The following is a 22,602-nucleotide window of genomic DNA, read 5'->3' as shown; positions in this document are numbered from 1 at the left end:
AGCCACTCCGTCCTAAGGAGCGGGTCGGCGGTTCGAATCCGTCCAGGGGTACTACGAGAACCGCCAGAATCCGCATGATTCCGGGCTTGCCCGGTCCAATGTCGGAGGCACCTGCAAACCTAGGTATTGCAAGTGTATGTGTGCACCTATGTGTGCACGGGCGGGAGAAACGATGCCAAAGAAACGGGGCGCGGGCGAAGGGGGCCTCTACCAGCTCAAAGGGCGCGGCCTGTGGCGTGGCGTCATCGACGTTGGATACGGGCCAGACGGGCGTCGCAAACAGAAGTCAGTGACGGCCAAGACTCAGGCAGCCGCGCGCGCGAAGCTTGACGCTCTGAAGGTTGAGATGAAGCAGTACGGGGCGCCGCTCGACAACGCGCGGACGGTTGAGTCTTGGGCGACTCACTGGCTGGACACCGTGTGCCGCAACAACCTGAAGCCGCGGGCGCTTGCGTCGTATCAGTCCGTGGTGCGGGTGTGGATCATCCCGACGATCGGGAAGAAGAGGATCTCGCTGCTCAAGCCATCCGACGTGCGCGCCGTCATGCAAGCCGCCATCGATGCGAACCGCGGGCCGGCGACCGCCGAGAAGATCCACACCGTACTGAGCTCCATGCTCGAATCTGCGCGCCTCGACGGACTCATTGGCAGGAACATCGTCGGCGACGTGAAAGCCCCCAGCACGGGGGAATCCTCTCGCGGTTCCTTCTCGACCGAAGACGCGCTACGGATCCTCGAAGCGGCCGCGTCTCTCGTCGATGGGACACGGTGGTGGGCGGCGCTCCTCGCGGGCATGCGGCAGGGCGAACGGTTGGGCGCGACGCTCGACAGCCTCGACTTCAACAACCACCGCTTCACAGTCCAGTGGTCACTGACCGAAGCGACCTTCGAGCACGGATGTGGCGGCACGTGCACGGTGAAGCGTGCGGGTTCGTGCCCGCAACGCCGACTCATGATCAAACCCGGCCTACGTCACAAGCAACTCGACGGACGACTGGTGCTTGTGCCGCCGAAGTCGGGGAAGCCGCGCACCTTCCCGATGCTGCCTCAGCTCGAGCAGGCGATGAAGCGATACCTCGAAGCTACCGCCGATGTCCCGAACCCGCACGGGCTCATCTGGCGCAACTCGGATGGTTCACCCATCACCGCCGGTCAGGACCAGGCGGCATGGCGCGACCTCCTCCTCACTGCGGGTGTCATCACCGCGGAGCAGGCGAAGCCTCTAGGAGAGAGGGAGACTGGAACCCCGAGCACGCCTACAACGCACTGGTCACGACACACCACCGCGACGGTACTCATGGAGCTCGGTGTCGACGCTCGCATCGTCGGCGAGATCGTCGGCCACGCATCCACGCGAGTCACTCACGGGTACCAGCACGTCAGCTCGGAAGCGGCACGAGCTGCTATGACCGCGTTGGGTAGCCACTATGCGAAGGCCCTGGGAGCCCCGATGTCCGAAGTCGAAAGTATGTTCGACTAAAGACACACCGATTCATGTGGGGGAGACCTGTTGATCAACAACGAAGCGCCAACGGTGGCGCAGGCAAGTGCCGTAGCGGCGACTCTAGGAGTCAGCCTCGAGACGCTTTTGGAGGTGCTTCTCTCGCGCTTCCGCGACTAGCGCTTCCGGGGTGGTCCCCAACGCAGTCGCGGCTTCCATGAGGAAGTCGAGCGGCAAGCGACGCTCAAGGGTGAGGTAGTTGCGCGTGGAGTCGTAGGGTCGCCCCATCTTCCGGGCGAAAGCGGCAATGCTGGTGCGATCCGACGCGCCCAAAGCAGCGTTGAGGGCATCCACGATGGCGCGTTCCAGCGCGAGGTGTTCGTCGATCATGCGTCCAGGGTACTCGCCCGTCGGCCAACATTTCTGGGTCGAATGACCATAATCTGCTTGCAGTTGGCCGTTTGACCCAGTATGTTGGTCGCATGACCACAGCAGACAGAATCGTAGAGCGGATCGAGGTGATCCGAGATGACCGGCAAGTGACCGTGAAGGACCTTGCTGACGTCACCGGCATCGCCGACAAGACGCTCCGGCGGCGGCGGATCAACCCCGCGCAGCTCAACTTTGGCGAGTTCGACGCACTCTGCGGCGCGCTCGATGTCAGACCTGAGGATGTTCTCGATCTGACGATCCCCGTCGACTCTCTTCTGAGGAGAGCGACCGCATGAACGCCGGCATTGTCCAGCGGCTCGAGTTCCCGCCCGCGCTGTTCACGCGGGAGCTCGCCGCTTACTACCTGTCCATGTCCCTGCGTGAGATCGATGATCTCCGCGCCACCGGAGCTCTCATCCCCACCGGCTCTGGCAAGCGCATCAAGTTCTCGAAGGCCGAGCTCGACCGTTACGTCGAGAACCTGCCGGAGCGTGTCGCATGAGCGCGCTCGACATCATCCAGCGCGACGGCGAGTTCGTCGTCACCTCCGAGACCGTCGCTGCCGGGGCCGGCGTCGAGCACCGTGCCGTCCTGCAGCTCATCGGCAACAACATCGCCGACTTCGAGGAGTTCGGAAGGGTCGCATTTGAAATGCAACCCTTCGAGACTCCGGGCGGCGTGCAACAGCGTCGCGTTGCGCTTCTGAACGAACCGCAGGCGACGCTCTTGATGACGTTCCAGCGGAACACCGAACAGGTCCGCCACTTCAAGAAGGCGCTTGTGAAGGCGTTCTTCGAGATGGCACGCCAAGCGGCGCCAGCTGTACCGCAGTCGCTGCCCGATGCTCTCCGTGCGTACGCGCTCGAGGTGGAGCAGCGTCAGGCGCTTGAGGCGAAGGTCGCCGAGGACGCGCCGAAGGTCGTTTTCGCCGACGCGATCGCCGTGTCGAACAGCGGCATCCTCGTTCGCGAACTCGCGAAGGTGCTGCACCAGAACGGCATCGAGATCGGCGCGACCCGACTGTTCGAACGCCTTCGCGCTGACGGCTACCTGATCCGTGCACGCGGCACGGACTGGAACATGCCCACGCAGCGGTCGATGGACCTCGGGCTGTTCACGATCAAGGAGACCCCGGTCGTTCACTCCGATGGGCGCGTGACGGTCTCGAAGACGCCGAAGGTGACAGGAAAGGGCCAGCAGTACTTCGTGAACCGTTACCAGGAGGTGGCGGCATGACCGTCCTGTACCGTGCCATCGCGACCGAGCACGTTGACGACGCCTTCACGGGTGATGTCGTCGCTTGGCCCGGCGCCGTGTTGGGTCGCCAGTCGGGCTACCTGTCCCGCTCCGCAGCGAAGAATGCCGGCGAGCGGTCGGGTATCGCGTTCGAGATCGTGAAGTCCGAGCCGGTCGTGTTTCTGACCGCGGAGCAGCGTCTCGTCCGGGATATCCGGGAACTGACCGAAGAGCTCGAGCGTGTCCGCCTCGGCGTCCTCAAGGCGGTGGCGTCATGAATCTGGATGGCCTGATCAAGCATATCGACCGAGCGGACCAGCGTCGCGGCCGTTCGCTGCTTCGCAACATGGTGGCAGGTCGAGCGATTCGCTCCTCCGATATGGGTGTCGTCGTGACAGTCGATCGGCTGAGTCGGAAGGCGCTTCGCGACGTCACAGTGTCTGACCTAGTGCGCATGGGCATTGTGAAGGCGGTGTCGTGATGTTCACCGGTCTCACTCTTCTCGGCGTCATCATCTGGGGTCTCTGCGTGTGGCGTGCGATCGCTACCGCCCCGGTCGGTGAGGGCGAGTACTCCCACCTGGACCGTCTCGACGGTCTCGGGGACCACGAGTTCATCCACGAACGCGTCAACGCTGTTGGGGGTTCCGCGGAGACAGCGACGTTCACCATCCGACACCACGGAGGTGCAGCATGAAGTACGACGTTCTCGCCCACATCGATCTCGCACAGAAGCGCTGGGCCGGACGCGTTCGGTACGCAAACCGCTCTGCGGGATGGGGCATGTTTGCGGCGTTGACCGCAGCTCGCGCTGAGATCGTGCGCCTGTCTGAACAAGGCTCCTGTTGGGATGAGGGTCCGATGATGTTTGTCCCCCCGGGCGAGTGCGCTCCGATACCTCCCCGGTGTGTCCTCTCGGCAGGACACAAGGGTGCTCATCGAGGCGACCGAAACGGCTTCGGTATTGCGTCTGAGTGGATGACTCGTGCGGATCGCAGCCAGCCGCTCGGTACGGAGACCGGCCATGCGTGACGTGATGACGGTCCCGTACGGCGAGAAAGTCACGATCAGCCAGTACGACGGCCACGTGATGATCGACGCCACGTTCAAGGGCATCGCGGAGCACCGGCTGATCATCGAGACCGGCAACGGGATCCACCGCATCAACCCGAACAACACGGGGCGGGTCGTAGTCCTGGACTTGCAGGGCCGTGAGCTTGGGTTCATCGACCCCGACCCGATCCTCCCCACCACAACACCCGACCTCGAATAACGGGTCACTGACCGGCTACCGGCGGCGCTCACAGATCGCGTCGGTAGCGCTACTTGGCGATCCCGGAAACAGGTCCGTCAAGTCACAACACCACATAGGTGGTTGCTGGAATCCGATCCCCGCTCAGGGGCCGGTCATGCAGGCGACCACCACCGAATAGAACCCCATCGACGGGCGTGCGCTGGTGAGATGCGCCGCTGTAGGGGGTGAAGAGAAGAACGCTGATGGACCTGCTGGACGAACCGTCGGGCACCGAACATACGGGGTGCTGAACGAACGGTCGGGCAGGTGAAAGCGAAGGGCTGACGGTCTACGTCGTGGTTCGACTCCACGAAGCCCACGACGCAATCAGCGTCACAGACAAGGAGAAATACACATGGAACTTCGCATCCGCAGCGCCAACGACAGCACCTCGCGCTTCCTCGCTGACATTCCCTTCCGTCCGGAGGTGATCGACAGTGTCATCCCGATCCTCGCCGCATGGGGAGTGTTCACCAATGACAACTCACTCGCTGGCGAAGCCGACATGACGGGGCAGTTCGTCGACAACGGCGAGAAGGCGTACTTCGAGATTGTGATTGGCGCCGAGGAATGAGCTACCCCGGGCCGCACGGGTAATCAGCGGTGGGCGTGACAGGAAGACACCCAGGTTTCAAGTCCCGGCACGCCACACAGAGGACAAACCGAAACAACAGGACAGGAGTGCACGATGAACGCTGACAAACAGGAACAGTCGCCTGAGAGCGTCGCAGCACCACTCAGCTACAACGACGCGCGTGACGCCATACTCGCGATTCTCGATCGCGTTCCCACGCACGCTCTGCCTGAGGGGCGCTTGGAGGAACGAAACGGCACGACCATCATCTGGTTCGGAGGTACTGGACGTCACCTGGGCTCCGCTCGTCGCGGAAACCACCGTGATCCGAGCATCTATCACCGCGACGCCGCCGAGACTGCGCTCGAACTGGAAGCAACGTTCCGGGCCGATGCCGCGTACGAACCTGCGGCTCCGGATCACACGGATCGGAGCGGGCGATGAACGGCAAGGTCTGCACGTGCTGGCGGCTCACCGCAGGCGAGCACGGTCGAGGGTGCGACTTCTACCGCCCGCCGTACGATCCCATGCCGCCCGCGCCCTCGGGTTTCGTGGCGTGCCGCGTGATCGGCCGCGCTTCACTGACGACGCACCTCGTTGCGCTCGACGCTGCGGGGGCCAACGGCGGACGACCTACGATGTGCGGCCTGACCCGGTTCGACACCCGAATCGACGGGAAGCCGATTCCCGGTAGCGCGGGCCTTCCTGGCTGGGGCATGGGCGACTCAGGTGTCACCGGGCCGGGCGTCGAGCAAATCAAATGCGCACGGTGCTACGAGCGCGCAGGCACCTGTTCGACCGATTCGGAGCGGGGATGAATCTCCTCGATGTTCCGAGAGGCACCCACGTTCACGCCGCTTGTTTCGGTGACCGGCCGGTGACGTTGCTTCGTTCCCGCCGTACCGGGATCGCCACGTTGGAGTGCGTGTTCCGGAGACCCGACGGCACGGACCTGCATATCGACCTGCACCCGTACATGGAGGTGACCGTCGCATGACCTGGGACGCAGCAATGCAACACGAACAAGCCCTGGACCGTATCCGCACCGACCACGGTTTAGTGCAAGCGGCACATGAAACGGCGGCCGTGGAAGCCATGCAGGGGCGTTACGGGACGGTCTCGTACCGGCAGGGGCACCGGCGCGGGTTCTGGGACGGGGTCATGTGGCTCCTACACCAGCAGACCCGGATCGATGACCTGTCCGGTGGGGAACTCGCCCGCGAACTCGCCAAAGGCACCGGGTCGATCTTCTGGCCGGTGAAAGCGGCTGATCCGAAGTTCTGGTGGCTGTGCGACCGGTGCCGCACGAGACAGCTTTTCGACGCGCGGGGTCTTTGCGACAACTGCGGTCACGACATCACGGAGGAACCATGACCGACCATCCCAACCTCACCGCGGCTCTCGTCGCGTTCCAGCTCGAGCTACCCGACGTGTCGAAGGGGTCCACGAACCCGGCTTTCAAGTCGAAGTACGCCGACCTCGCGGACGTGACGAAGGCGGTGTTCCCGGTCCTCGCGAAACACGGTCTCGCGTTCACCACAGCCCCCGACGACACCGAACACGGCATCGTCCTCCGCTACTCCCTCCGACACGTTTCGGGAGAGTCGATCGATGGCGTGTGGCCGCTCCCCGACGGCGCGAAAGCGCAGGAACTCGGGTCGTGGATCACCTACGGTCGCCGCTACTGCCTATCCGCAGTCACCGGCATCACCCCGGATGAGGACGACGACGGGAACAAGGCGACCGGTGCGGCGAGATCGCAACGGCCGAAGCCGGGGGAGAAGATCCCCGACGCGATCAAGGCGATCGAGGGCGCCACGACACCGGAGAAGCTCGACGAGATCGAGGACTACGCGAAACGCATCGGCATCGACGGTGTCGCACCCGTGAAGGCCGCTCTCGCGGCGAAGCGGGCCGAGCTCGGGACGGCGACCACGGATCAGTGGGCTACTGCGGGGGTGCCGGCGTGAGGTCCCGGTGGGAGGTCCGGTACGACAAGGGACTGCGCATGTGGGTCGCACGCCCGGTCGGACGGACGGACGGGGCCCTGTTCAAGCGGTGGAGGAACGCATGGGACTACGCACGATGGGCAGTGAAAGCATGAACACCAACCACACAGATGGGGCTCATGACGTGAGCGCGTACAGCATGAGCCGCTTCCAGCGGGTCGTCGGTACTGATGGGCGTCTTTCGGGAACGTGGGTCGTCATGCTCGCGAGCGATCGACACCGCGCGAGTGTCAGACCCCACGACGTGACGGTCTACGACGAGGGCCGCCACTCTGGTCGCATCTTAGGGCCCGACTCTCTTCTCGCGTGGGTCGCCAAAGACGGCACTGTAGACCTGCCCGAGCACATGATCCGCGAATCGATCCGGGACGACGTGCTCGACGCGAAGGAAGAACTACTCGAACTGCTGCCGAGGATTGTCGAGGCCGCCGGTTCCACCGATCAGGAGTCTTCCGATGGCTCGTCGTGATACCGGGTTTCCGCCGTGGGTGGCGGAGGTCATCGTGGAACGGGATTCGGGGGCGTGCGCGAGATGCGGCGCCCCTGTCGCACATCTAGACCGCGGCGTTGGGTGGTCCATCCACCATCGTCGTCCTCGCAAGATGGGTGGCGCCCGCGACGCATGGATCAATGAGCCTGCGAACGGGGTGGTGGTGTGCGGGCACGCGACTACGCCCGGGTCCTGCCACGAGTGGATTGAACGGAACCGGGGCGAAGCGATCGACACGGGCTGGTTGATCCCGATGGGTATTCAACGGCCGGACACGACCCCGCTTGTTCATGCCCGGTTCGGTTACGTGTATCTCGACAACATGGGCGGCTACGAACGCCTCACAACAACGGAAGGAGGTGGTCCCGATCCCATGGTTCAAAGTAGATGACGGCTTCCACGGGCACCCCAAAGTCTTCGACCTGTCCCTCGCATCGATCGGGCTGTGGACCCTCGCCGGGTCGTGGTGCGCGAAGTACCTAACGAACGGGTACGTGCCAAACCGCACCCTGCCCCGGCTAGGTGGCAGCGAAGCAGAGATCCGCGAGCTACACCAGGCAGGACTGTGGGTTCCCGCGGAGGGCGGTTGGCAGTTCCGGGACTGGGCCGACTACCAGCCGCTGAAGGAAGACGTCGAGGCCGAGAGGGATGCCGCTCGCGAACGGATGAAGAAGGTCCGTGCTGCGAAGAAGGGCGTCAACAAGGGCGGTTCGGGCGAACAACCCGCGAACGTTCCCGCGAACATCGGCCGAAGTTCGGAAGAAGTTCGCATTGCCCCATCCCAGTCCCAGTCCCATCCCGAAACTTCTTCTTCTAACGAAGAAGAAGTGAAGGAACTCAAACGCGCAACGCAGATCACCGACTCATTCACCATCAACGACCGGATGCGGCAGTGGGCAGCGGAACAAGCACCAGACGTGGACATCGACAAGAGGCTCCCCGAGTTCATCGACTACTGGCGCGGTGTCGGGAAAGCGAACAAGGACTGGGAAGCGGTCTGGCGCAACGGCATGCGCAAACGCCAGGAGTTCGCAGAGCGCGACAGACAGCGAAGACCGAACAGGGACGACGAGAACATGGCGGTCGTCGCACGGCTCGCCGCACAAGAACAGGCAGGCATCGAAGCATGAACCGAACAGACGCAGCGAAACTCCTCACCGTAGCCGCGGGCTTCGACCGGAGACAGGTCACCGAGGTAACCGCCACCGCGTGGGCATCCGCGCTTCACGGGTACGACTACCGGGAATGTGAGGCCGCGATCATCCAACACCACCGCGACCCAGCAACCCGATCCCAGTACCTCACCGTCGGGCACGTTCTCGACCGTGTAGAGCAGGACAACCGGGCGAAACGGTCCGACGTGGAAGCCGACGTGAGATCAGCGAAAGCACGCGGCCTCATCGCCGACACGTGGCCGAAACGGGAACCGCTCCCCGGCGACGTCGCAACACTCCTCGCCGCCGCACGGGAACGCGACCGGCAAACAGCAACACGGTTCCTCGAGCTCGACTAACCGGAACCGAACCCAATCATTCACGGCCTCCACCCTCCCGGGTAGGGGGCCGTTACTCGTACCCCACAGGAGGGGAAATGGAACCCGACGACCTGGACGTGTTCATCGCGAACGCGTGTCTCAGATGGGAGAAGGACCGGAAGTTCCGTGCCGCGCTACTGCGTGAACTGGAACCCACGATCGCTGAAACGTTGAGGAGGCGTCGTGCCGCGTAAGGGAACAACCCGCACCTACCGGTGCCCCGACACTCACAGTCACCGGATCAACTGCTACCAGAACCACAAGTGCGGGTGTGACCGGTGCGTGGAAGCGAACACGGTGTCGGCTCGGGAGGGCCGGAAACGGGCCGCGTACGGCCGGAAACGAGAACAACGCAACCCAGGTCCCGCCCGCGACCATCTGATCGCCCTGAAAGCGGCTGGGTGGACGAAGACGATGATCGCTGACGCGACCGGGATGAGCACGGCGCACCTGCAACGGATCATCGCCCGCCCACCGTTGTGGATCACCCCGGAGACCGAGGAGCGGATCCTCGCCGCGAAAGAGGTGGCACGCAGGCCGGAAGCGTTGATCCGCAACATCGCGACCGCACGCCAACTGCAGGGCCTGCACCGTCACGGGTTCACCCTCACCTACCTCGCCGAACGACTCGGGAAGTCGGTGCAACACGTGTGGGTGCTGATGCGTCAGGAGTACGTCACCGAACACACCCGCCGGCTCGTCGACGACCTGACCGTTGAGCTCGCGACCGTGCGACCGACCGGACCCCAGGTTGCCCGGACGATCGCACGCGCCCGGAAACACGGGTTCGTGTCCCTGTACGCGTGGGACGACATCACCTCGCCCAACGAGACACCGAAGGGCATCCAGGAGGAAGCCGCATGAATGCTGACACGCTTTGGGTCGACGAGTCACCCCAGAAGCCCGCTCGCCAAGCGGAACTCGTCTATGAGTCGGAGAGCGCTGCTCTGTGGCTCGGCGACGCGCGCGACGTACTCGCGGATATCCCGAAGGAGTCGACGCACCTGATTCTCACCGACCCGCCGTATGGGGTCGAGTGGCGCTCGAACCAGCGCGCGGAGCGCTTCAGTCAACTCGTCGGCGACGGAGCGAGCGAAGACGAGCGCGCGATCGTCCGGGAAGTTCTGCGGCACTGCGTCCGGATCGTCGGCCAGAACCGACACCTGTACGTCTTCGGTCCGTCCGATGTCCTCGACGGGCAGAAGGTCTCCGAAGTCGTCGAGCTCATCTGGGACAAGGGCACTCTCGGCTCTGGCGACGTCACATCAGTGTGGGGACCGCAGCACGAGCGAGTCAGTTTCTGCACCTCGAAGTTCCGTCACGCCGGCCAGACCGGCGGTTCCGGAGTTCCAACGCGATTACGCAAGGGGTCGATCCTTCGGTTCACGCGCCCCACGGGCCGCAAGGTGCGACACCCGAGCGAGAAGCCGGTCCCGCTACTCACTGAGCTAATCGAGTCTTCGTCGCGTCGGGGGGAGCTCATCGTCGACCCGTTCGCGGGCGTCGGGTCGACCGGTGTGGCGGCCATCCTGTCCGGTCGGCGGGCGCTGCTCGTCGAGAAAGACCCGCAGTGGATCCCGATTGCCGTCGAGCGCCTCAAGCGGGCGGAACATCTGTCGCGAGAGGAGGCGTCAGCATGACCCATCTGTATGTCGCGGGCCCGATGACCGGCCTGCCCGAGTTCAACTACCCGGCGTTCCGGGCGGCCGCCGCGGCGCTGACCGATGCCGGGCACGTCGTCGAGGACCCGTCGATCAACGAGAACCTGACCCCCGGCGACTACCACGGGTGGCTCCGCGCGGGCCTCGCGCAGCTCATCAGATGCGACGGTGTCGCGCTGCTCGACGGGTGGGAAGCGTCCGGCGGCGCCCGTCTCGAGGTGAACGTTGCGGCGACGCTCGGAATGCGGGTGAAGCCGCTCGCGGAGTGGCTGACAGCGGACGGCGCCGCATGACTGACACGATCCGTACCCACACGGACGCACCCACCCCGTTCACCATCCGTCCCGAACCACGAAACCCACGGCATCTACGGCGGCCTACCCGCACGCACCCGGCAGAAGCTCACACGAAAGGACACCCCATGACCCCGGAAGAGGAAACACAGCCCGTACCAGCCCGCTGCGTCGTCTGCGGGAAACCGTACAGGCCCTGGATGGGAACCGACATGACCACCGGAAAATCGATGTGTCTCACCCATCGCAAAGTCACCGATCCGGATCCGGAGAAGCTGCTGACCGAACGATGGGTTGTCGGTCCCCAGTCACAGTGGCCCTACGACCAACAGACCGATCAGCAGGTAGACCGATGACCCCAGAGCAGATGGACGCGTGTATGGACGCGTATCGCAAATGCAAAGAGGAGGGCTTACCCCTTCACGATTTTCAGGCTTTCAGCCAGGGCTGGGCGAACGCGCTGGCCGCGACTGATCGGCAGGTAGACCAATGACCGTCAACGTGCTTTTGCGTAAGGTGATCTGTATTTTTCGTGGGCACCGATACGACCGCAACGCCATGCGTCTTTGCCCGATCCCGAGGATCCACTGCGACCGGTGCGGAGTTGAGCTCTGATGGGCGCGAAAGATCCCCGCGCAAAGCGCCCGAAGCCCATCACCTCAGACCAGTTTGAGGATGCGCGTCAGCGTGCACGCGAGATGTTCAGTGCTGAGAGCGACCGGCTCGGGGACGCTCTGCGCCAACTTTCGACCGATCGGCAGGTAAAGCTATGAGCCGGTTCTATATCGACACGCCCTACAGTGACGCCGCTCCCGCCCCGGCGAAACACGATGAGGTCGGCTGCATCGAATGGTGCAATCACTGCGCTCTATGCGGCGCTCCGGTGGTTTACGGTGCGCGTTGCCGAGAGCACTACGGCGTGTATCCGATGAGCGCCAAACCGACCGAGCCAGACCCGACTCCCGTGGGGGTGAGTATCGCCGGCCGCTCAACTACGGCGACCATCCCCACGGGTCACCCCGACGTCCACCCGTTCACGTCAGACCCGGAAGGGTACTGCGTTGAGTGCGGCGAGGAACGCGAACACGTCAACGTCATCACATCGAATGACCACCGATGCGCGTGGGAAACGACTCGCCGCGGCCAACTGCAACCATGCGACCGAGACACCGTCGCCATCCGCTGGGACCACACCAACCACGTCCTTACCCAGGTCTGCAAGGGGCACGCACGCGGCATCCTCGTGCCCCTGTCTTTCATCACCGAGGTTGCGATGGTCCCCCGAGAACGGAGACAAGCATGAGTGCGAACAAGGCGAAAGGCACACGCCTCGAAAGACAGGCCGCCGACTACCTCGCCGACGCGCTGAATGACGACCGGATCGACCGGATGCCACTCCACGGGAAGGGGGACCGGGGCGACATCTCCGGCATCCGCACCGTCCTAGGCGAACGAGTCGTCGTCGAGTGCAAGAACCACAACCGGCTTGAACTCGCCCAATGGGTGAAGGAAGCCGAAACGGAACGAGGCAACGCTGACGCCCACGCGGCTGTCGTCGTCCACAAACGCCGCGGCAAGGGCGACCCAGCCGATCAGTACGTGACGATGACGCTCCGCGACCTCGCGGTTCTCCTCGGCGCGCAAGCCAATCCGAACCGACCCGACGCCATCGATCAGGTGGCAGAAACGAGACTCACATGACCGCACCATGGCACGACGCGCAGCCGAAGACGATCTGGAAGATCACCGGGCGCCTGTCCGAAAACCATTCGTTCAGCCAGTGCGCCGCGATCGCCCTCCCGCACTCCGTTACCGGCGGCGAAGTTCTGTTCGCGATGCTTCCCCCGCTGGACTACGTCGTCACGCCCGACCAGATCACGGATGCAACCGAGTTCGCGACGGTGCCCGCTTCTCAAATGCGCTGCGACGGCTCCTGCTCGTACAACGACGGTCCGGACGAAGAGTGTTCGCTTCATGAAAGGCCAGTACGAGACGTGTGGAGGATTGCCACCGGGGCGATCCGAGAACGGGACCAACGTATCGATTTGCTGTCTCGGATAGCGGAGGTCCTACGGCCGCATGCGTCCGGACATGACGGCGACGACTCCCAGCTCGTCCGCGACGACTACATGACCCGAGCGCAAGCAGCTGATTCTGCGTGGGCGCTCCTGCAGGAAGGAACGGAAACGGCATGACCGGAGAAACGATCATCACCGTCGTGGGCAACCTCACGGCAGACCCCGAGCTGCGCTACACGCAGAACGGCCTGCCGGTGGCGAACTTCACGATCGCCTCGACTCCTCGCACTTTCGACCGTCAGGCGAACGAGTGGAAGGACGGCGAAGCGCTGTTCCTCCGCGCGTCCGTGTGGCGCGAATTCGCCGAGCACGTGGCGGGTTCGCTGACCAAGGGCATGCGGGTCGTCGCGACCGGCCGCCTGCGTCAGCGCTCCTACCAGGACCGTGAGGGCCAGAACCGCACCGCGATCGAGCTGGAGGTCGACGAGATCGGCCCCTCGCTGCGCTACGCGACCGCACAGGTCACGCGTGCGGCGTCTGGTGGGGGCAACAACGCACCTGCCGCACCCGTCCCGTCCGATGAGCCGTGGGCGACGCCTGGCGCGTCCTACGGCGACGACACGCCCTTTTAGGAGCCGACCATGACGTTTCAGATGTTGCGGGGTGGGGGAGCTAGTACAGCCCCCACCCTTCGTGTTTCGGGCGAGTGCGGTAGGTGCCGCGGTTGTCATCCCGGTCGCCAGTTCGGGGGGGGACTCGTTCTGCCAGAACACCGACTGCGGATGCCACAGGAGAGAGTCATGAACCGGTCACTGTTCTTCTGGATAGGAGCCTGCTGATGGGTTGGGGTGCGCCGCTCGGCTTCAGTTCGGGGAAGACGCCGTTCGAGACGATCTGTGCGGCGTCATGCGGGGAGCCGGGGTTCTATCTCCGCTTCCGAGCCATGCCGAAACCGGGGATGCCGCACAGGGGCCGGGTGAGCTTTCCGTGTGGGCAGGCGACCTTCGACAGCCCGGAGGATGCGGAGCTTTACCTCGATCATCCGGGCGACGTCCCGGTTGCCGCTCAGTTCTACATCGATCACATCCGAGAGCAGGCACCAGCATGACCGAACGCCAGAGGCAGATCGATGCAGCTCGCTCCGCGATCCGCTCACAGCGAGGTTTCGATATTGGCCGCGAGACGCGCTGGCAGTACGAGGAACGGCTAGCAGTCGCGGCATACGAAGCGATAGCACACGTCCGAGAGGTAGAAGGAGAAGCCCAGTGACCAACCCATACACACCGACCACCGGAGACGTGGAGCGCCAGTACAGAGCGTTGGCGCAGACGAGGCGCCTCGGGGTGACGTACACCACTGCTCTTCGAGAGCGGCGCGCGGAGTTCCAACGGTGGCTTGCTGCTCATGACGCCCAGGTACGGGCAGAAGCCCTCCTAGACGTCGCACGCGAGATCGAGAGCAACTACCCGGCCGACCTCTTCCCGCCGGCATCGTCAGAGCAGCTCGAGGCGCTGCACGAGTTCGCTGCGGAGATCGGCCTTCCCGACGGCTCCCGATTCCACGTCGGCGGCATCCGCCACGCGATGGCCTTGCTGCGGTCCGAGGGTGACTATGTCAACTTGAATTGGCCCAGGGGTGTCGCTCTGATCTGGCCCAGGGCGTTGTCTCCTGGTCAGTATCCTGAGGTCGCGGCTTTCGCTCGGCGTGAGAGAGGGCTTTGAGTTCTTCACCCCGGGAACAGGATGTATTGATGACGCAGGCGTCGACGGTCACCGCTCGGAGCTCGGTGTGGGAGGTGTTCCTGGTTTTCCTGCGACTGGGAGCGACATCGTTCGGTGGGCCGGTCGCGCACTTGGGCTATTTCCGCACCGAGTTCGTGGAACGCCGGAAGTGGATGGACGATCGCGAGTACGCCGACCTGGTCGCGCTGTCGCAGTTCCTGCCCGGGCCCGCGTCCAGCCAGGTGGGGTTCGGTGTCGGGCTGTTGCGCGCCGGTGCTGGGGGTGCTGCCGCCGCGTTCGTGGGCTTCACCTTGCCCTCTGCGGTGTTGATGGTCGGTTTCGCGTATGGGGCGGCCTGGTTCGCTGGTCCGGTTGGCGACGGGCTGCTGACCGGTTTGAAGATCGTCGCGGTCGCGATCGTCGCCCAAGCGGTCTGGGGCATGGCGAGAACCCTCACCCCCGACAAGCCTCGCGCCGGGATCGCCGTGATCGCCCTGATCACCACCATGGTCCTGGTCGGGTCGGTCGGGCAGATCGCCGCGATCCTGATCGGCGCCACCGGTGGACTGATCTTCTGCGGGAATGCTGAAGCGTTGGTTGACTCTGGGACTGCTTTGATCTGAAGGATCGGGGCGGGAAGGATGAAGTCATGCCGGTGAAGTTTTCGGAGGAGTTCAAGCGCGACGCGGTCGCTCTGGTGCTCACGCAGGGAATGTCGCAGAAGCAGGTCTGCGCGGATATGGGGATCTCGAAGTCGGCGTTGCAGGCGTGGGTGCGTAACGTCGAGCTGGCCGGCCGCGGGATCGCGCCGGCGGCGTCGAGCGATCGGGACGGGCAGCGTGAGCAGGCGAAGATGCTCAAGCGGATCCGCGAGTTGGAGATGGAGAACGAGATCCTCCGGAAGGCCGCGGCGTATCTTTCGCAAGCGAACCTTCGGATCGGTGCTGCGTCCCCAAAATAGTGTTCCCGCTCGTCCGTGAACTGGCTGCGGCCGGCGCCCCCGTGAGGGTGTCGGTCGCGGTGGCGTGCAGGGTCCTCGGCTTCTCCAAGCAGGCGTACTACCAGTGGCTGGCCAATCCGGTCAGCGATCGCGACTGGGACGAGGCGCATCTGATCAACGCTGCCCGGGACGTGTGGGATGAGGACCGTTGTCAGGGGTACCGGCTCATCTCCGACGAACTCGTCGACGACGGCTGGCAGGTGTCTGAGCGTCGCGTGTGGCGGGTGTGCTCGCAGGAGGGCATGTTCTCGGCCGCGCACCGCCGCAAGGGCTCTCGGAAGCATCGCCGGCCGGGTCCTGCCGTGCACGACGACCATGTCAGACGTGACTTCACCGCCGACCGGCCCAACGAGTTGTGGCTCACCGACATCACCGAACACCGAACCGGTGAGGGCAAGGTGTACTTGTGCGCGGTCAAGGACGTGTTCAGCAACCGGATCGTGGGCTACTCGATCAGCGACCGGATGAAGGCCCGACTGGCCGTTGACGCGCTCACCGACGCGTTCCACCGGCGCGGTAAGCCAGCCGGGGTGACGGTGCATTCCGATAGAGGCAGTCAATTTCGAAGCCGTAGATTCCGGCGTGCCCTTCGACACTTCGGGCTGCGCGGATCGATGGGCAGAGTCGGCGCGTGCGCGGACAACGCGGCCATGGAGAACTGGTTCAGTCTGCTGCAGAAGAACGTCCTCAACCAGCAGCAGTGGACCACCCGTGACGAGCTTCGCCTCGCGATCGTGTACTGGATCGAGGCACGCTACCACCGATGCCGCCGTCAACGAAGACTCGGGAAGTTGACGCCCATCGAGTTCGAGACCATCATGAAAGACCCCGCCTGCCTGGCGGGATAAGGAAACGAGTCAACCAAAGGCTCAGCATTCCCGGTACGGCGACGGTGAACCATGGGCTGGGTGCTGTCCCGTCGCAGGTGATTGTGACGAACCGGTCGGGTGGTCAGCGGGCGTCTGATCGTCGTATCCGGGAGAACACACGCAACACGACGCAGATCCAGTTCGTGGTTGATGTGACGGATCTGGTCAGTGGGGCGTTGGTGACTTCAACGTTCGCGAACAACCAGGTGCAGTTCGATTGGGTGGCGTTCCTGTGACCGGGGAGCTCATCAACCCGTTCACCGCGTTCCGGATGTCGCAGGGGTGGCGAGAAGGCTCCCACGTGAACAACCCCGCAATGGACTATGCGACACCTATCGGGTTCGCGTACCGGGCACCCGCCGACGGGGTGTATCGGCGGCTCGCGTCGAACCTGTCGCAGACGGACACGTCGGCAGCGGGGCACCTCGGTGAGCTTCTGATCGTGGGGGGGAAGTGGGATGGCTACCGGATCCGGTTCGCCCACAACGACCATCATGTCGCCGCGCACGGCGCCCGGGTCGAGCGGGGGAGCACCGTGCTCGCCGCGACCGGAAACACCGGCTACGTGCGACCCCGCCCCACGCCTGCCTGGCCCAGCGCGGGCGTCCACGTCCACACCTACGGACTCACTCCGGACGGTGACCGATGGAACTGGACTCTCTACGCGGACGACCCCACGACTGCGGGAGACGGAGCACGCCCATTCGAACCCGAGGAGGACGACATGACACAGCAGGACGTCACCGACATCAAGAACCAGCTGAGCGCCCTCAGCGGCGAGATCAGCAAGATCAAGGACGCAATCCACGACCGGCGACAGACCGCGATCCTCGGTATCCCGGGTCACGGCATCTACGTCGTCGACTTCGCTGGCCGCACGATGTGGAACGTGGCCGCCGGGCAGGAAACCGTCGAAGCGGCGTTCGCGTTCCGCGACTACCTGTGGAAGAACCTCGGCTTGCCGTGGCTCGACAATCAATCGCCCGCTGTCGTTGCGGGGCTGAACGACATCACCGGTGAGAAGACGGTCAGCGAGGAAGTAGCGGCGGCGATTCGTCGTGAGCTCGGATCGCAGAAGGTGAGCTGATGCGGCGCCTACCGGCCCGCCACCGGGCATGGGTGGTCGCGAAACTAGCGGTGATCCTGTGGCTCGTCGTCTACGCGATCGTCACGCCACCCGCTACGAGCGCCCTCCTGGGCGGCTTCGTTTGGGTATGGGTTGGCGTCGCCGTCGCCGGGGTGGTCCTGTCGGTTGTAGGCATGGTCATGGCTGTGCAGCGCGGTCACGCGAAACGCGGCCGGATGCTCGAGCTCGCAGGACTCATCCTCGCGATCGTCGGACCGCTGATCCACGCCGTCACCCTCTGCTTCATCATCGTGCCGCTGTACCTCGACGGGGGCGATTGGACCGGTCGGCTAGGTCCGCTCGGCCAGTCGGTCGCGATCATCGCGTTCCTCCGTGTCCGGTACGTGGAGGTGCGTGACCGCATCGGAGGTGCCCGGTAGTGGAACCAGCACTCCTCGTCGCCATAGCCGCGGTGATCACCGCGCTCGGTAGCGCGTTCATATCCCCGTTCCTCGCGGAGCGGAAAGCGAAACGGGAGGCCGCGAAGGACGCCGCGACCGGGCAGCAGGCCACAGACGCCGCCGGCCGCGACTTCCTCCTCACTCTCGTGAACTTCTCCCGCGAGGAAGTGACCCGGTGGAAGGACGCGTACGACGCGGCCAGCACCGAGAACACCACCCTGAAGCAGACGTTGCGGACCAACCTCGAGCGGGCGCAGGAAACCGAGGAACGCATGCTCCTCGCCGTCGACTACCTCGTCGCGCTCGCGAACCGCCGCAAGTCTGTCACCTCGAGCGAGGTGTCCCGTTGGGCGACGATCGCCCTCGACCGCAGCATTCCGCGCGACGAGTTCGAGCGGCTGATGCAGGACACCGAGTTCGATGACACCGTCATCCCGAATTGACCCAGGAGGTCACCATGAACGTCGTCTTCTCTCTCGATCCGCTGACCGTTGTGCAGTTCGTGATCGCTTTCGTCCTGCCCGTCCTGGTCGGCCTCGTCACCACCCGCGTGTCGGGTTCGTCGATGAAAGCGTGGCTCCTCGCCGGCCTGTCGCTGGTGACGTCCCTCGCGATCGAACTCGCACGAGCCCTCAGCTCCGGTGAGGTGTACGACCTCGGCCTGGCTCTGTTCGCCGCGCTGCCCGCGTTCGTCGTGTCCGTCGCATCCCACTACGGGCTGTGGAAGCCGACCGGTACGTCCGCGAAGGTCCAGTCCGTCGGCGTCACCGAGAACAACCACTGACCCAGGGAGGGGTTTCGCATGACACTCGCGCAGATCACTATCCGCCGCGGCACAACTGCCGAGTGGGCGGCAGCGAACCCTGTCCTCGGCGACGGGGAAATGGGATACGACTCCACCCTGAAACGGGTGAAGGTGGGGGATGGGGTGGTGTCTTGGGTCGGTCTCGGCTGGTCGACGATGTCACCGGGGGAGGTGCAGTCTGTCCTCACCGCCGCGACGATCATCGACCAGGCTGACACTCCCACGGACGCGTCCGTCGCGAACCTGATCACCACCCCGGGATCACAGACCAACACTCAACTATCCGCCGCTTTTGGTGACGTTCTCGATGCCGCCGACTTCCCTGGCCAGGTCGAAAAGGTGGCCGGGGAGCTGGCCTATGCACAGTCGATCACCTCGACAACGCTCGCGGTCGGAACGGGAACACAGGGCCTCACGGGGGTGCAGATCAACTTCCGTGCTCCGGTCGGCCCTTTCGCCATCGAGATCGGCGGGCTGCTGCAGTACCTCCTCGCAACCGGCGACCCCGTACTCCGCGTCGTTGACGCGGCCGGGGCAACGGTTCGCGAGTTCCACCACAAGCGCAGCGCCGACAACGGCGAGTTCGTCTCGTTCGACGCGCGCTGCCGAGTGGCGGCGAAGCCGCCCGGCACTCTCCTCACGTACTCGCTCGCAGGTGTCCAGCGGGCATCAGGCACGTGGCAGGTACTCGGCTCGGCCGCGTACCCCACATGGATCAAGGCGGTGATCTCGTAATGTCCGCGATTTGGACTCACTACCAGCCCCTCTCCGCGGAGGGGTCGACGGCCATGGTCCCGAAGCTGTGGACAGGTGACCCCACTGTGCCTGGTCTGATCTACTGCCACGGCTACGCAACCACGAACCGTGAGCCGCTCGCCAACGCCGCTTCCGACGCGATCGCCATGTGGAAGCTCATTGCCCGGATCGCGGAGGACCGCCCCGTGCTGTCGTGCGATTTCGGGCTCGATGCCTGGGGGAACGCCAGCGCTGTCTCGAAGGTGACGTCAGCCGTCGCGCATCTCCGCGCGACGTACGGCGTGCATCCCTCGAAGGTGTTCCTGTTCGGCCAGTCGATGGGGCACCTCACCGCCATGAACTGGGCCGCGCAGAACAAGGCTCAGGTCGCGGGCGTCATCGGCTCAATGGGTGTGGCTGACCTGAAGCACATTCATGACCTGACGAACCCGGAGGGCGGCTACCTCTACCGCGCGAGCATCGACGCGGCGTACACGAACGGGTACACCGACGCGCAGTACGGCGCGGCCCACAACCCCATCGTGAACGCTGGCACGAAGTACGCGGGGATGCCGTGGCTGGACCTCTACGGCACCGGAGACACGGTCGCGAGCCCCGCCCGCGCCGAAGCGCTCAAGACTGCGATCGGCTCTACCGCACGGACTATTCCGGTCGCGGGCACCCACAACTGGCCGACGATCGACAACTACCCGGTGGACGAGGTGTTGGGCTTCCTCAACGACAACAGCTAGGCGTGGAAGCGGTTCGAGCAGCCGCATGGTCCGGCCATGCCGACACCGCTTTCAACCGCGTCGACATCTCGCGGGCAAGTCGGGCGCGTGCGGAACAGGCGAGCCACCCAGTCTCGCGTGCCGACCTCGTCGTGCCCGCAGTCGGGACACTCCGCGTCAAACAGGCCAGCGTCCAAGCTCGGCGGCATCGTGCGGGTGTCAGTCACGTGCGCGAGCATACCGCTGAGTTCACCACTTGCCCACATTACGTTGAACGCCCCCACCCGACCTCCATGGTTCGGGTGGGGGCGTTTCGGCGTAGGATGAGACCAGCCCAACGAAGGGCGCCCCCGCCCCGGTTGCAGCCGGGACGAGGGCAGACGAACACCAATGGTCAGATTGGAGCCGTCATGGCTGACATTACCGTCCCCAGCGCCGCAAACCGAAACCTCGCTCGAGCATCGTTCCTCGCGAGGCAGAAGGGTGGCACACGGTCCCTCTACGAGATCGACATCCGGATCCTGTTCGAGTGGTGCGATTCGATGGGACTTGACGTCCTCGCACTGAAACGCCCGCACCTCGAACTGTTCATCGAGTACCTGATGGGGGAGCGCGGCAACAGCCCCGTGTCCGTGCAGAGACGGATAACGGTGATCCGATCGTTCTACCGGCTCGCGCACTCCGATGAACTCGTGGACCGTGATCCGACGGTGATGTTGAAGATGCCGCGGGTGAGAAAGGACCCGGAGTCCATCGCATGGCTGGAACCGCACGAGGTAAGCCGGCTTCTCGACGTTGCGGCCGCCACGTCACCCGCACATCATGCACTGATCGCACTGATGTCGATGCTCGCTCTACGCGTTTCGGAAGCGTGCGCTGTCCGCCTCGAGGACTTCGCCGAGGACAAGGCCGGCTACCCCGCTCTGCTCGTTCACTCCAAGGGTGGCTACGAGGACGTGATGCCCGCGCCGATACCGTTGCTCCGGATCCGTGACGCAGCGGCGGGAGAACGGACCACAGGGCCACTCGTGACTACAAGAGCGGGCGCGAGGCAGACACGGAACGGCGCGTACGACTGGACGAGACGCCTCGCCCGGCGCGCGGAACTGCGATCCGATCTCCACCCGCACAGCCTCCGCCACAGTGCCATCACGGCCCTCGTCGACAGCGGCGCCGACATTCTCACCGTCATGCGATTCGCGAGGCACCGTGACCCGCGATTCGCCGAGCACTACTACCGGCGTCGGGACAACTTCGACGGGCACGGAGCTCACGCGGTCGCACGCATGTTCTCCCGCTGACCGTGTCTGGGGTGAGTGTCACACTCGATCGCATGGCTGACTGGCACGCAATGCTCGCTGCGGTCGAGGACCCGCCCGGCACGTGGACGATGGTCGCCCCCGACGGCCGCGAGTACGGGACGGTGCAGATCGTCCGTCGTGGCGGGGAGATCGCGTACCGGGTGACAGCGCTCGGCCGGCACGCAGGGTGGACATCGACGCTCCGGTCAGCGTGTGAACGGATCCATCACGCGTTCATCGCTTCTCACAGTCCCGGGCCGCCACCGGGCGGTATCTACCCCGACCTGAACGGCATCCTCAACGCCGGCAATGTCTGACCTCCACCCGATCATGGACGCCATGGTCAGCACAGAACAGCTGCTCGACTTCGAAGCAGCACACCCCACCTGGACAGGAAGCAAGGAAGAAGCCATCATCCGTGAGCTCGGGTTGCGTCCCGCACGGTACTGGCAGTTGCTGCATCGTGTCGTGTTGACGCGGGAGGCGGTCGAGCATGACCCGATGACATCCCACCGGATCGTCCGGCAGATCGAGGAACGATCGTCGTTCAACTGCCGGCTCTACTAGCGAACGAAGAGACCCCCTCTGCTGACTACTCACTGTCAGTCGGAGGGGGTCATTCGTCGTTACACGTCTGCAACGCGTTGCCTGTTAGCCCGAGGGCGGGGGGGATCCTTCTTGCCGTTGGCGCGGTCACCGTTGACCGCTCAGACTCTTCTGTCTGACAGCACTACCCGCCGGCCCGGTGTCGTTGTGGTCATGTGGCCAACGTATACCCACGAACGACCACAGCGCAAGTCATGTGACCAGCATCTTGGTGTGTGCACTTCTGTGTGCACTGATCTGGGCGGCGGTAGGGGTGTAGCCTGTGTTTGTGCGGGCGCTGGCGGTGCACGCGGTTCCAAGCCACTCCGTCCTAAGGAGCGGGTCGG

Annotated in this window: 35 protein-coding genes; 34 read left to right on the top strand and 1 reads right to left on the bottom strand. The window is 64.5% G+C overall.

From position 1 onward, the window contains the following. The first annotated feature begins 172 nt into the window (after positions 1 to 172). Positions 173 to 1,480, top strand: coding sequence for a tyrosine-type recombinase/integrase (locus O1W71_RS16415; protein ID WP_269268877.1), 1,308 nt, complete (start codon positions 173 to 175; stop codon positions 1,478 to 1,480). 84 nt (positions 1,481 to 1,564) lie between these two features. Here the strand turns inward: O1W71_RS16415 and O1W71_RS16410 are convergent, their stop codons facing one another. Beyond that, entirely contained in the window at positions 1,565 to 1,831 is a 267-nt protein-coding gene (locus O1W71_RS16410) for a hypothetical protein (RefSeq protein WP_269268876.1), read from the bottom strand. Positions 1,832 to 1,923: 92 nt separating this feature from the next. Here O1W71_RS16410 and O1W71_RS16405 point away from each other — a divergent pair, with 92 nt between their 5' ends. From O1W71_RS16405 to O1W71_RS16245, 33 genes are all read left to right on the top strand, one after another. Further along, positions 1,924 to 2,169 carry a helix-turn-helix domain-containing protein gene (locus O1W71_RS16405; RefSeq protein ID WP_269268875.1) on the top strand — a complete coding sequence of 82 codons (246 nt, stop codon included), beginning with the start codon at positions 1,924 to 1,926 and terminating at the stop codon, positions 2,167 to 2,169. Then, positions 2,166 to 2,375 carry a helix-turn-helix domain-containing protein gene (locus O1W71_RS16400; RefSeq protein ID WP_269268874.1) on the top strand — a complete coding sequence of 70 codons (210 nt, stop codon included), beginning with the start codon at positions 2,166 to 2,168 and terminating at the stop codon, positions 2,373 to 2,375. Before O1W71_RS16405 ends, O1W71_RS16400 begins: the two co-directional genes overlap by 4 nt. Continuing rightward, the gene (locus O1W71_RS16395) at positions 2,372 to 3,109 is read left to right on the top strand and encodes a phage antirepressor KilAC domain-containing protein (RefSeq protein WP_269268873.1); all 738 of its coding nucleotides are present in this window, start codon (positions 2,372 to 2,374) and stop codon (positions 3,107 to 3,109) included. Before O1W71_RS16400 ends, O1W71_RS16395 begins: the two co-directional genes overlap by 4 nt. After that, positions 3,106 to 3,387 (top strand): hypothetical protein, encoded by a 282-nt coding sequence (locus O1W71_RS16390; RefSeq protein WP_269268872.1) that lies wholly within the window; start codon positions 3,106 to 3,108, stop codon positions 3,385 to 3,387. Before O1W71_RS16395 ends, O1W71_RS16390 begins: the two co-directional genes overlap by 4 nt. Next, a complete protein-coding gene (locus O1W71_RS16385; protein ID WP_269268871.1) occupies positions 3,384 to 3,590 on the top strand; it encodes a hypothetical protein in 207 nt (68 codons plus the stop codon). The genes O1W71_RS16390 and O1W71_RS16385 overlap by 4 nt, the downstream gene beginning before the upstream one ends. Beyond that, positions 3,587 to 3,805, top strand: coding sequence for a hypothetical protein (locus tag O1W71_RS16380; protein ID WP_269268870.1), 219 nt, complete (start codon positions 3,587 to 3,589; stop codon positions 3,803 to 3,805). The genes O1W71_RS16385 and O1W71_RS16380 overlap by 4 nt, the downstream gene beginning before the upstream one ends. A gap of 327 nt (positions 3,806 to 4,132) precedes the next feature. Further along, the gene (locus tag O1W71_RS16375) at positions 4,133 to 4,381 is read left to right on the top strand and encodes a hypothetical protein (RefSeq protein WP_269268869.1); all 249 of its coding nucleotides are present in this window, start codon (positions 4,133 to 4,135) and stop codon (positions 4,379 to 4,381) included. 376 nt (positions 4,382 to 4,757) lie between these two features. Next, positions 4,758 to 4,976 carry a hypothetical protein gene (locus O1W71_RS16370; RefSeq protein ID WP_269268868.1) on the top strand — a complete coding sequence of 73 codons (219 nt, stop codon included), beginning with the start codon at positions 4,758 to 4,760 and terminating at the stop codon, positions 4,974 to 4,976. 440 nt (positions 4,977 to 5,416) lie between these two features. After that, positions 5,417 to 5,794 (top strand): hypothetical protein, encoded by a 378-nt coding sequence (locus tag O1W71_RS16365; RefSeq protein WP_269268867.1) that lies wholly within the window; start codon positions 5,417 to 5,419, stop codon positions 5,792 to 5,794. A gap of 175 nt (positions 5,795 to 5,969) precedes the next feature. Beyond that, a complete protein-coding gene (locus tag O1W71_RS16360; protein ID WP_269268866.1) occupies positions 5,970 to 6,350 on the top strand; it encodes a hypothetical protein in 381 nt (126 codons plus the stop codon). Then, on the top strand, positions 6,347 to 6,946 hold the full coding sequence (locus tag O1W71_RS16355; protein WP_269268865.1) for an ERF family protein: 600 nt from the start codon (positions 6,347 to 6,349) through the stop codon (positions 6,944 to 6,946). Before O1W71_RS16360 ends, O1W71_RS16355 begins: the two co-directional genes overlap by 4 nt. Positions 6,947 to 7,046: 100 nt before the next feature. Next, the gene (locus tag O1W71_RS16350) at positions 7,047 to 7,454 is read left to right on the top strand and encodes a hypothetical protein (RefSeq protein WP_269268864.1); all 408 of its coding nucleotides are present in this window, start codon (positions 7,047 to 7,049) and stop codon (positions 7,452 to 7,454) included. A 515-nt stretch (positions 7,455 to 7,969) separates the two neighbouring features. Then, positions 7,970 to 8,605, top strand: coding sequence for a hypothetical protein (locus tag O1W71_RS16345; RefSeq protein ID WP_269268863.1), 636 nt, complete (start codon positions 7,970 to 7,972; stop codon positions 8,603 to 8,605). Then, the gene (locus O1W71_RS16340) at positions 8,602 to 8,988 is read left to right on the top strand and encodes a hypothetical protein (protein ID WP_269268862.1); all 387 of its coding nucleotides are present in this window, start codon (positions 8,602 to 8,604) and stop codon (positions 8,986 to 8,988) included. The genes O1W71_RS16345 and O1W71_RS16340 overlap by 4 nt, the downstream gene beginning before the upstream one ends. A gap of 435 nt (positions 8,989 to 9,423) precedes the next feature. Then, positions 9,424 to 9,873, top strand: coding sequence for a hypothetical protein (locus O1W71_RS16335; protein WP_269268861.1), 450 nt, complete (start codon positions 9,424 to 9,426; stop codon positions 9,871 to 9,873). After that, a complete protein-coding gene (locus O1W71_RS16330) occupies positions 9,870 to 10,649 on the top strand; it encodes a DNA-methyltransferase (RefSeq protein WP_269268860.1) in 780 nt (259 codons plus the stop codon). Before O1W71_RS16335 ends, O1W71_RS16330 begins: the two co-directional genes overlap by 4 nt. Beyond that, positions 10,646 to 10,963: a DUF4406 domain-containing protein gene (locus O1W71_RS16325; protein WP_269268859.1), complete on the top strand. Its 318-nt coding sequence runs from the start codon at positions 10,646 to 10,648 to the stop codon at positions 10,961 to 10,963. Before O1W71_RS16330 ends, O1W71_RS16325 begins: the two co-directional genes overlap by 4 nt. A gap of 1,299 nt (positions 10,964 to 12,262) precedes the next feature. Further along, entirely contained in the window at positions 12,263 to 12,664 is a 402-nt protein-coding gene (locus O1W71_RS16320; RefSeq protein ID WP_269268858.1) for a putative PDDEXK endonuclease, read from the top strand. Beyond that, positions 12,661 to 13,158, top strand: a complete 498-nt coding sequence (locus O1W71_RS16315) for a hypothetical protein (RefSeq protein ID WP_269268857.1) — start codon at positions 12,661 to 12,663, stop codon at positions 13,156 to 13,158. Before O1W71_RS16320 ends, O1W71_RS16315 begins: the two co-directional genes overlap by 4 nt. Continuing rightward, on the top strand, positions 13,155 to 13,613 hold the full coding sequence (locus O1W71_RS16310; protein ID WP_269268856.1) for a single-stranded DNA-binding protein: 459 nt from the start codon (positions 13,155 to 13,157) through the stop codon (positions 13,611 to 13,613). The genes O1W71_RS16315 and O1W71_RS16310 overlap by 4 nt, the downstream gene beginning before the upstream one ends. A 206-nt stretch (positions 13,614 to 13,819) precedes the next feature. Beyond that, the gene (locus O1W71_RS16305; protein WP_269268855.1) at positions 13,820 to 14,089 is read left to right on the top strand and encodes a hypothetical protein; all 270 of its coding nucleotides are present in this window, start codon (positions 13,820 to 13,822) and stop codon (positions 14,087 to 14,089) included. A 157-nt stretch (positions 14,090 to 14,246) separates the two neighbouring features. Beyond that, a complete protein-coding gene (locus O1W71_RS16300) occupies positions 14,247 to 14,702 on the top strand; it encodes a hypothetical protein (protein ID WP_269268854.1) in 456 nt (151 codons plus the stop codon). Between the two features lie 29 nt (positions 14,703 to 14,731). Further along, positions 14,732 to 15,325, top strand: coding sequence for a chromate transporter (locus tag O1W71_RS16295; protein ID WP_442924660.1), 594 nt, complete (start codon positions 14,732 to 14,734; stop codon positions 15,323 to 15,325). A 26-nt stretch (positions 15,326 to 15,351) separates the two neighbouring features. After that, a protein-coding gene (locus O1W71_RS16290; RefSeq protein ID WP_442924658.1) for an IS3 family transposase occupies positions 15,352 to 16,550 on the top strand; the annotation gives its coding sequence in 2 pieces (ribosomal slippage) (positions 15,352 to 15,621 and positions 15,624 to 16,550; 1,197 coding nt in all). A 322-nt stretch (positions 16,551 to 16,872) separates the two neighbouring features. Beyond that, on the top strand, positions 16,873 to 17,658 hold the full coding sequence (locus O1W71_RS16285) for a M23 family metallopeptidase (protein WP_269268853.1): 786 nt from the start codon (positions 16,873 to 16,875) through the stop codon (positions 17,656 to 17,658). Then, positions 17,658 to 18,077 carry a hypothetical protein gene (locus tag O1W71_RS16280; protein WP_269268852.1) on the top strand — a complete coding sequence of 140 codons (420 nt, stop codon included), beginning with the start codon at positions 17,658 to 17,660 and terminating at the stop codon, positions 18,075 to 18,077. The genes O1W71_RS16285 and O1W71_RS16280 overlap by 1 nt, the downstream gene beginning before the upstream one ends. After that, complete coding sequence (locus O1W71_RS16275) at positions 18,077 to 18,541, top strand: hypothetical protein (RefSeq protein WP_269268851.1); 465 nt, start codon at positions 18,077 to 18,079, stop codon at positions 18,539 to 18,541. Before O1W71_RS16280 ends, O1W71_RS16275 begins: the two co-directional genes overlap by 1 nt. Before the next feature lie 14 nt (positions 18,542 to 18,555). Further along, the gene (locus tag O1W71_RS16270) at positions 18,556 to 18,882 is read left to right on the top strand and encodes a hypothetical protein (protein WP_269268850.1); all 327 of its coding nucleotides are present in this window, start codon (positions 18,556 to 18,558) and stop codon (positions 18,880 to 18,882) included. Between the two features lie 18 nt (positions 18,883 to 18,900). Continuing rightward, entirely contained in the window at positions 18,901 to 19,638 is a 738-nt protein-coding gene (locus O1W71_RS16265; RefSeq protein ID WP_269268849.1) for a hypothetical protein, read from the top strand. Between the two features lie 53 nt (positions 19,639 to 19,691). Further along, complete coding sequence (locus O1W71_RS16260) at positions 19,692 to 20,390, top strand: hypothetical protein (protein WP_269268848.1); 699 nt, start codon at positions 19,692 to 19,694, stop codon at positions 20,388 to 20,390. 389 nt (positions 20,391 to 20,779) lie between these two features. Then, positions 20,780 to 21,670: a tyrosine-type recombinase/integrase gene (locus O1W71_RS16255; RefSeq protein ID WP_269268847.1), complete on the top strand. Its 891-nt coding sequence runs from the start codon at positions 20,780 to 20,782 to the stop codon at positions 21,668 to 21,670. Between the two features lie 32 nt (positions 21,671 to 21,702). Continuing rightward, entirely contained in the window at positions 21,703 to 21,987 is a 285-nt protein-coding gene (locus O1W71_RS16250) for a hypothetical protein (RefSeq protein ID WP_269268846.1), read from the top strand. A gap of 22 nt (positions 21,988 to 22,009) precedes the next feature. Continuing rightward, positions 22,010 to 22,237, top strand: a complete 228-nt coding sequence (locus O1W71_RS16245) for a DUF3263 domain-containing protein (protein ID WP_269268845.1) — start codon at positions 22,010 to 22,012, stop codon at positions 22,235 to 22,237. Positions 22,238 to 22,602 lie beyond the last annotated feature (365 nt).

It is taken from the genome of Microbacterium sp. H37-C3 (assembly GCF_027157935.1).
Taxonomy (GTDB): domain Bacteria; phylum Actinomycetota; class Actinomycetes; order Actinomycetales; family Microbacteriaceae; genus Microbacterium; species Microbacterium plantarum.
Note: the sequence above shows the minus strand (reverse complement) of the source record. Positions and strands in the feature narration are given on the sequence as shown.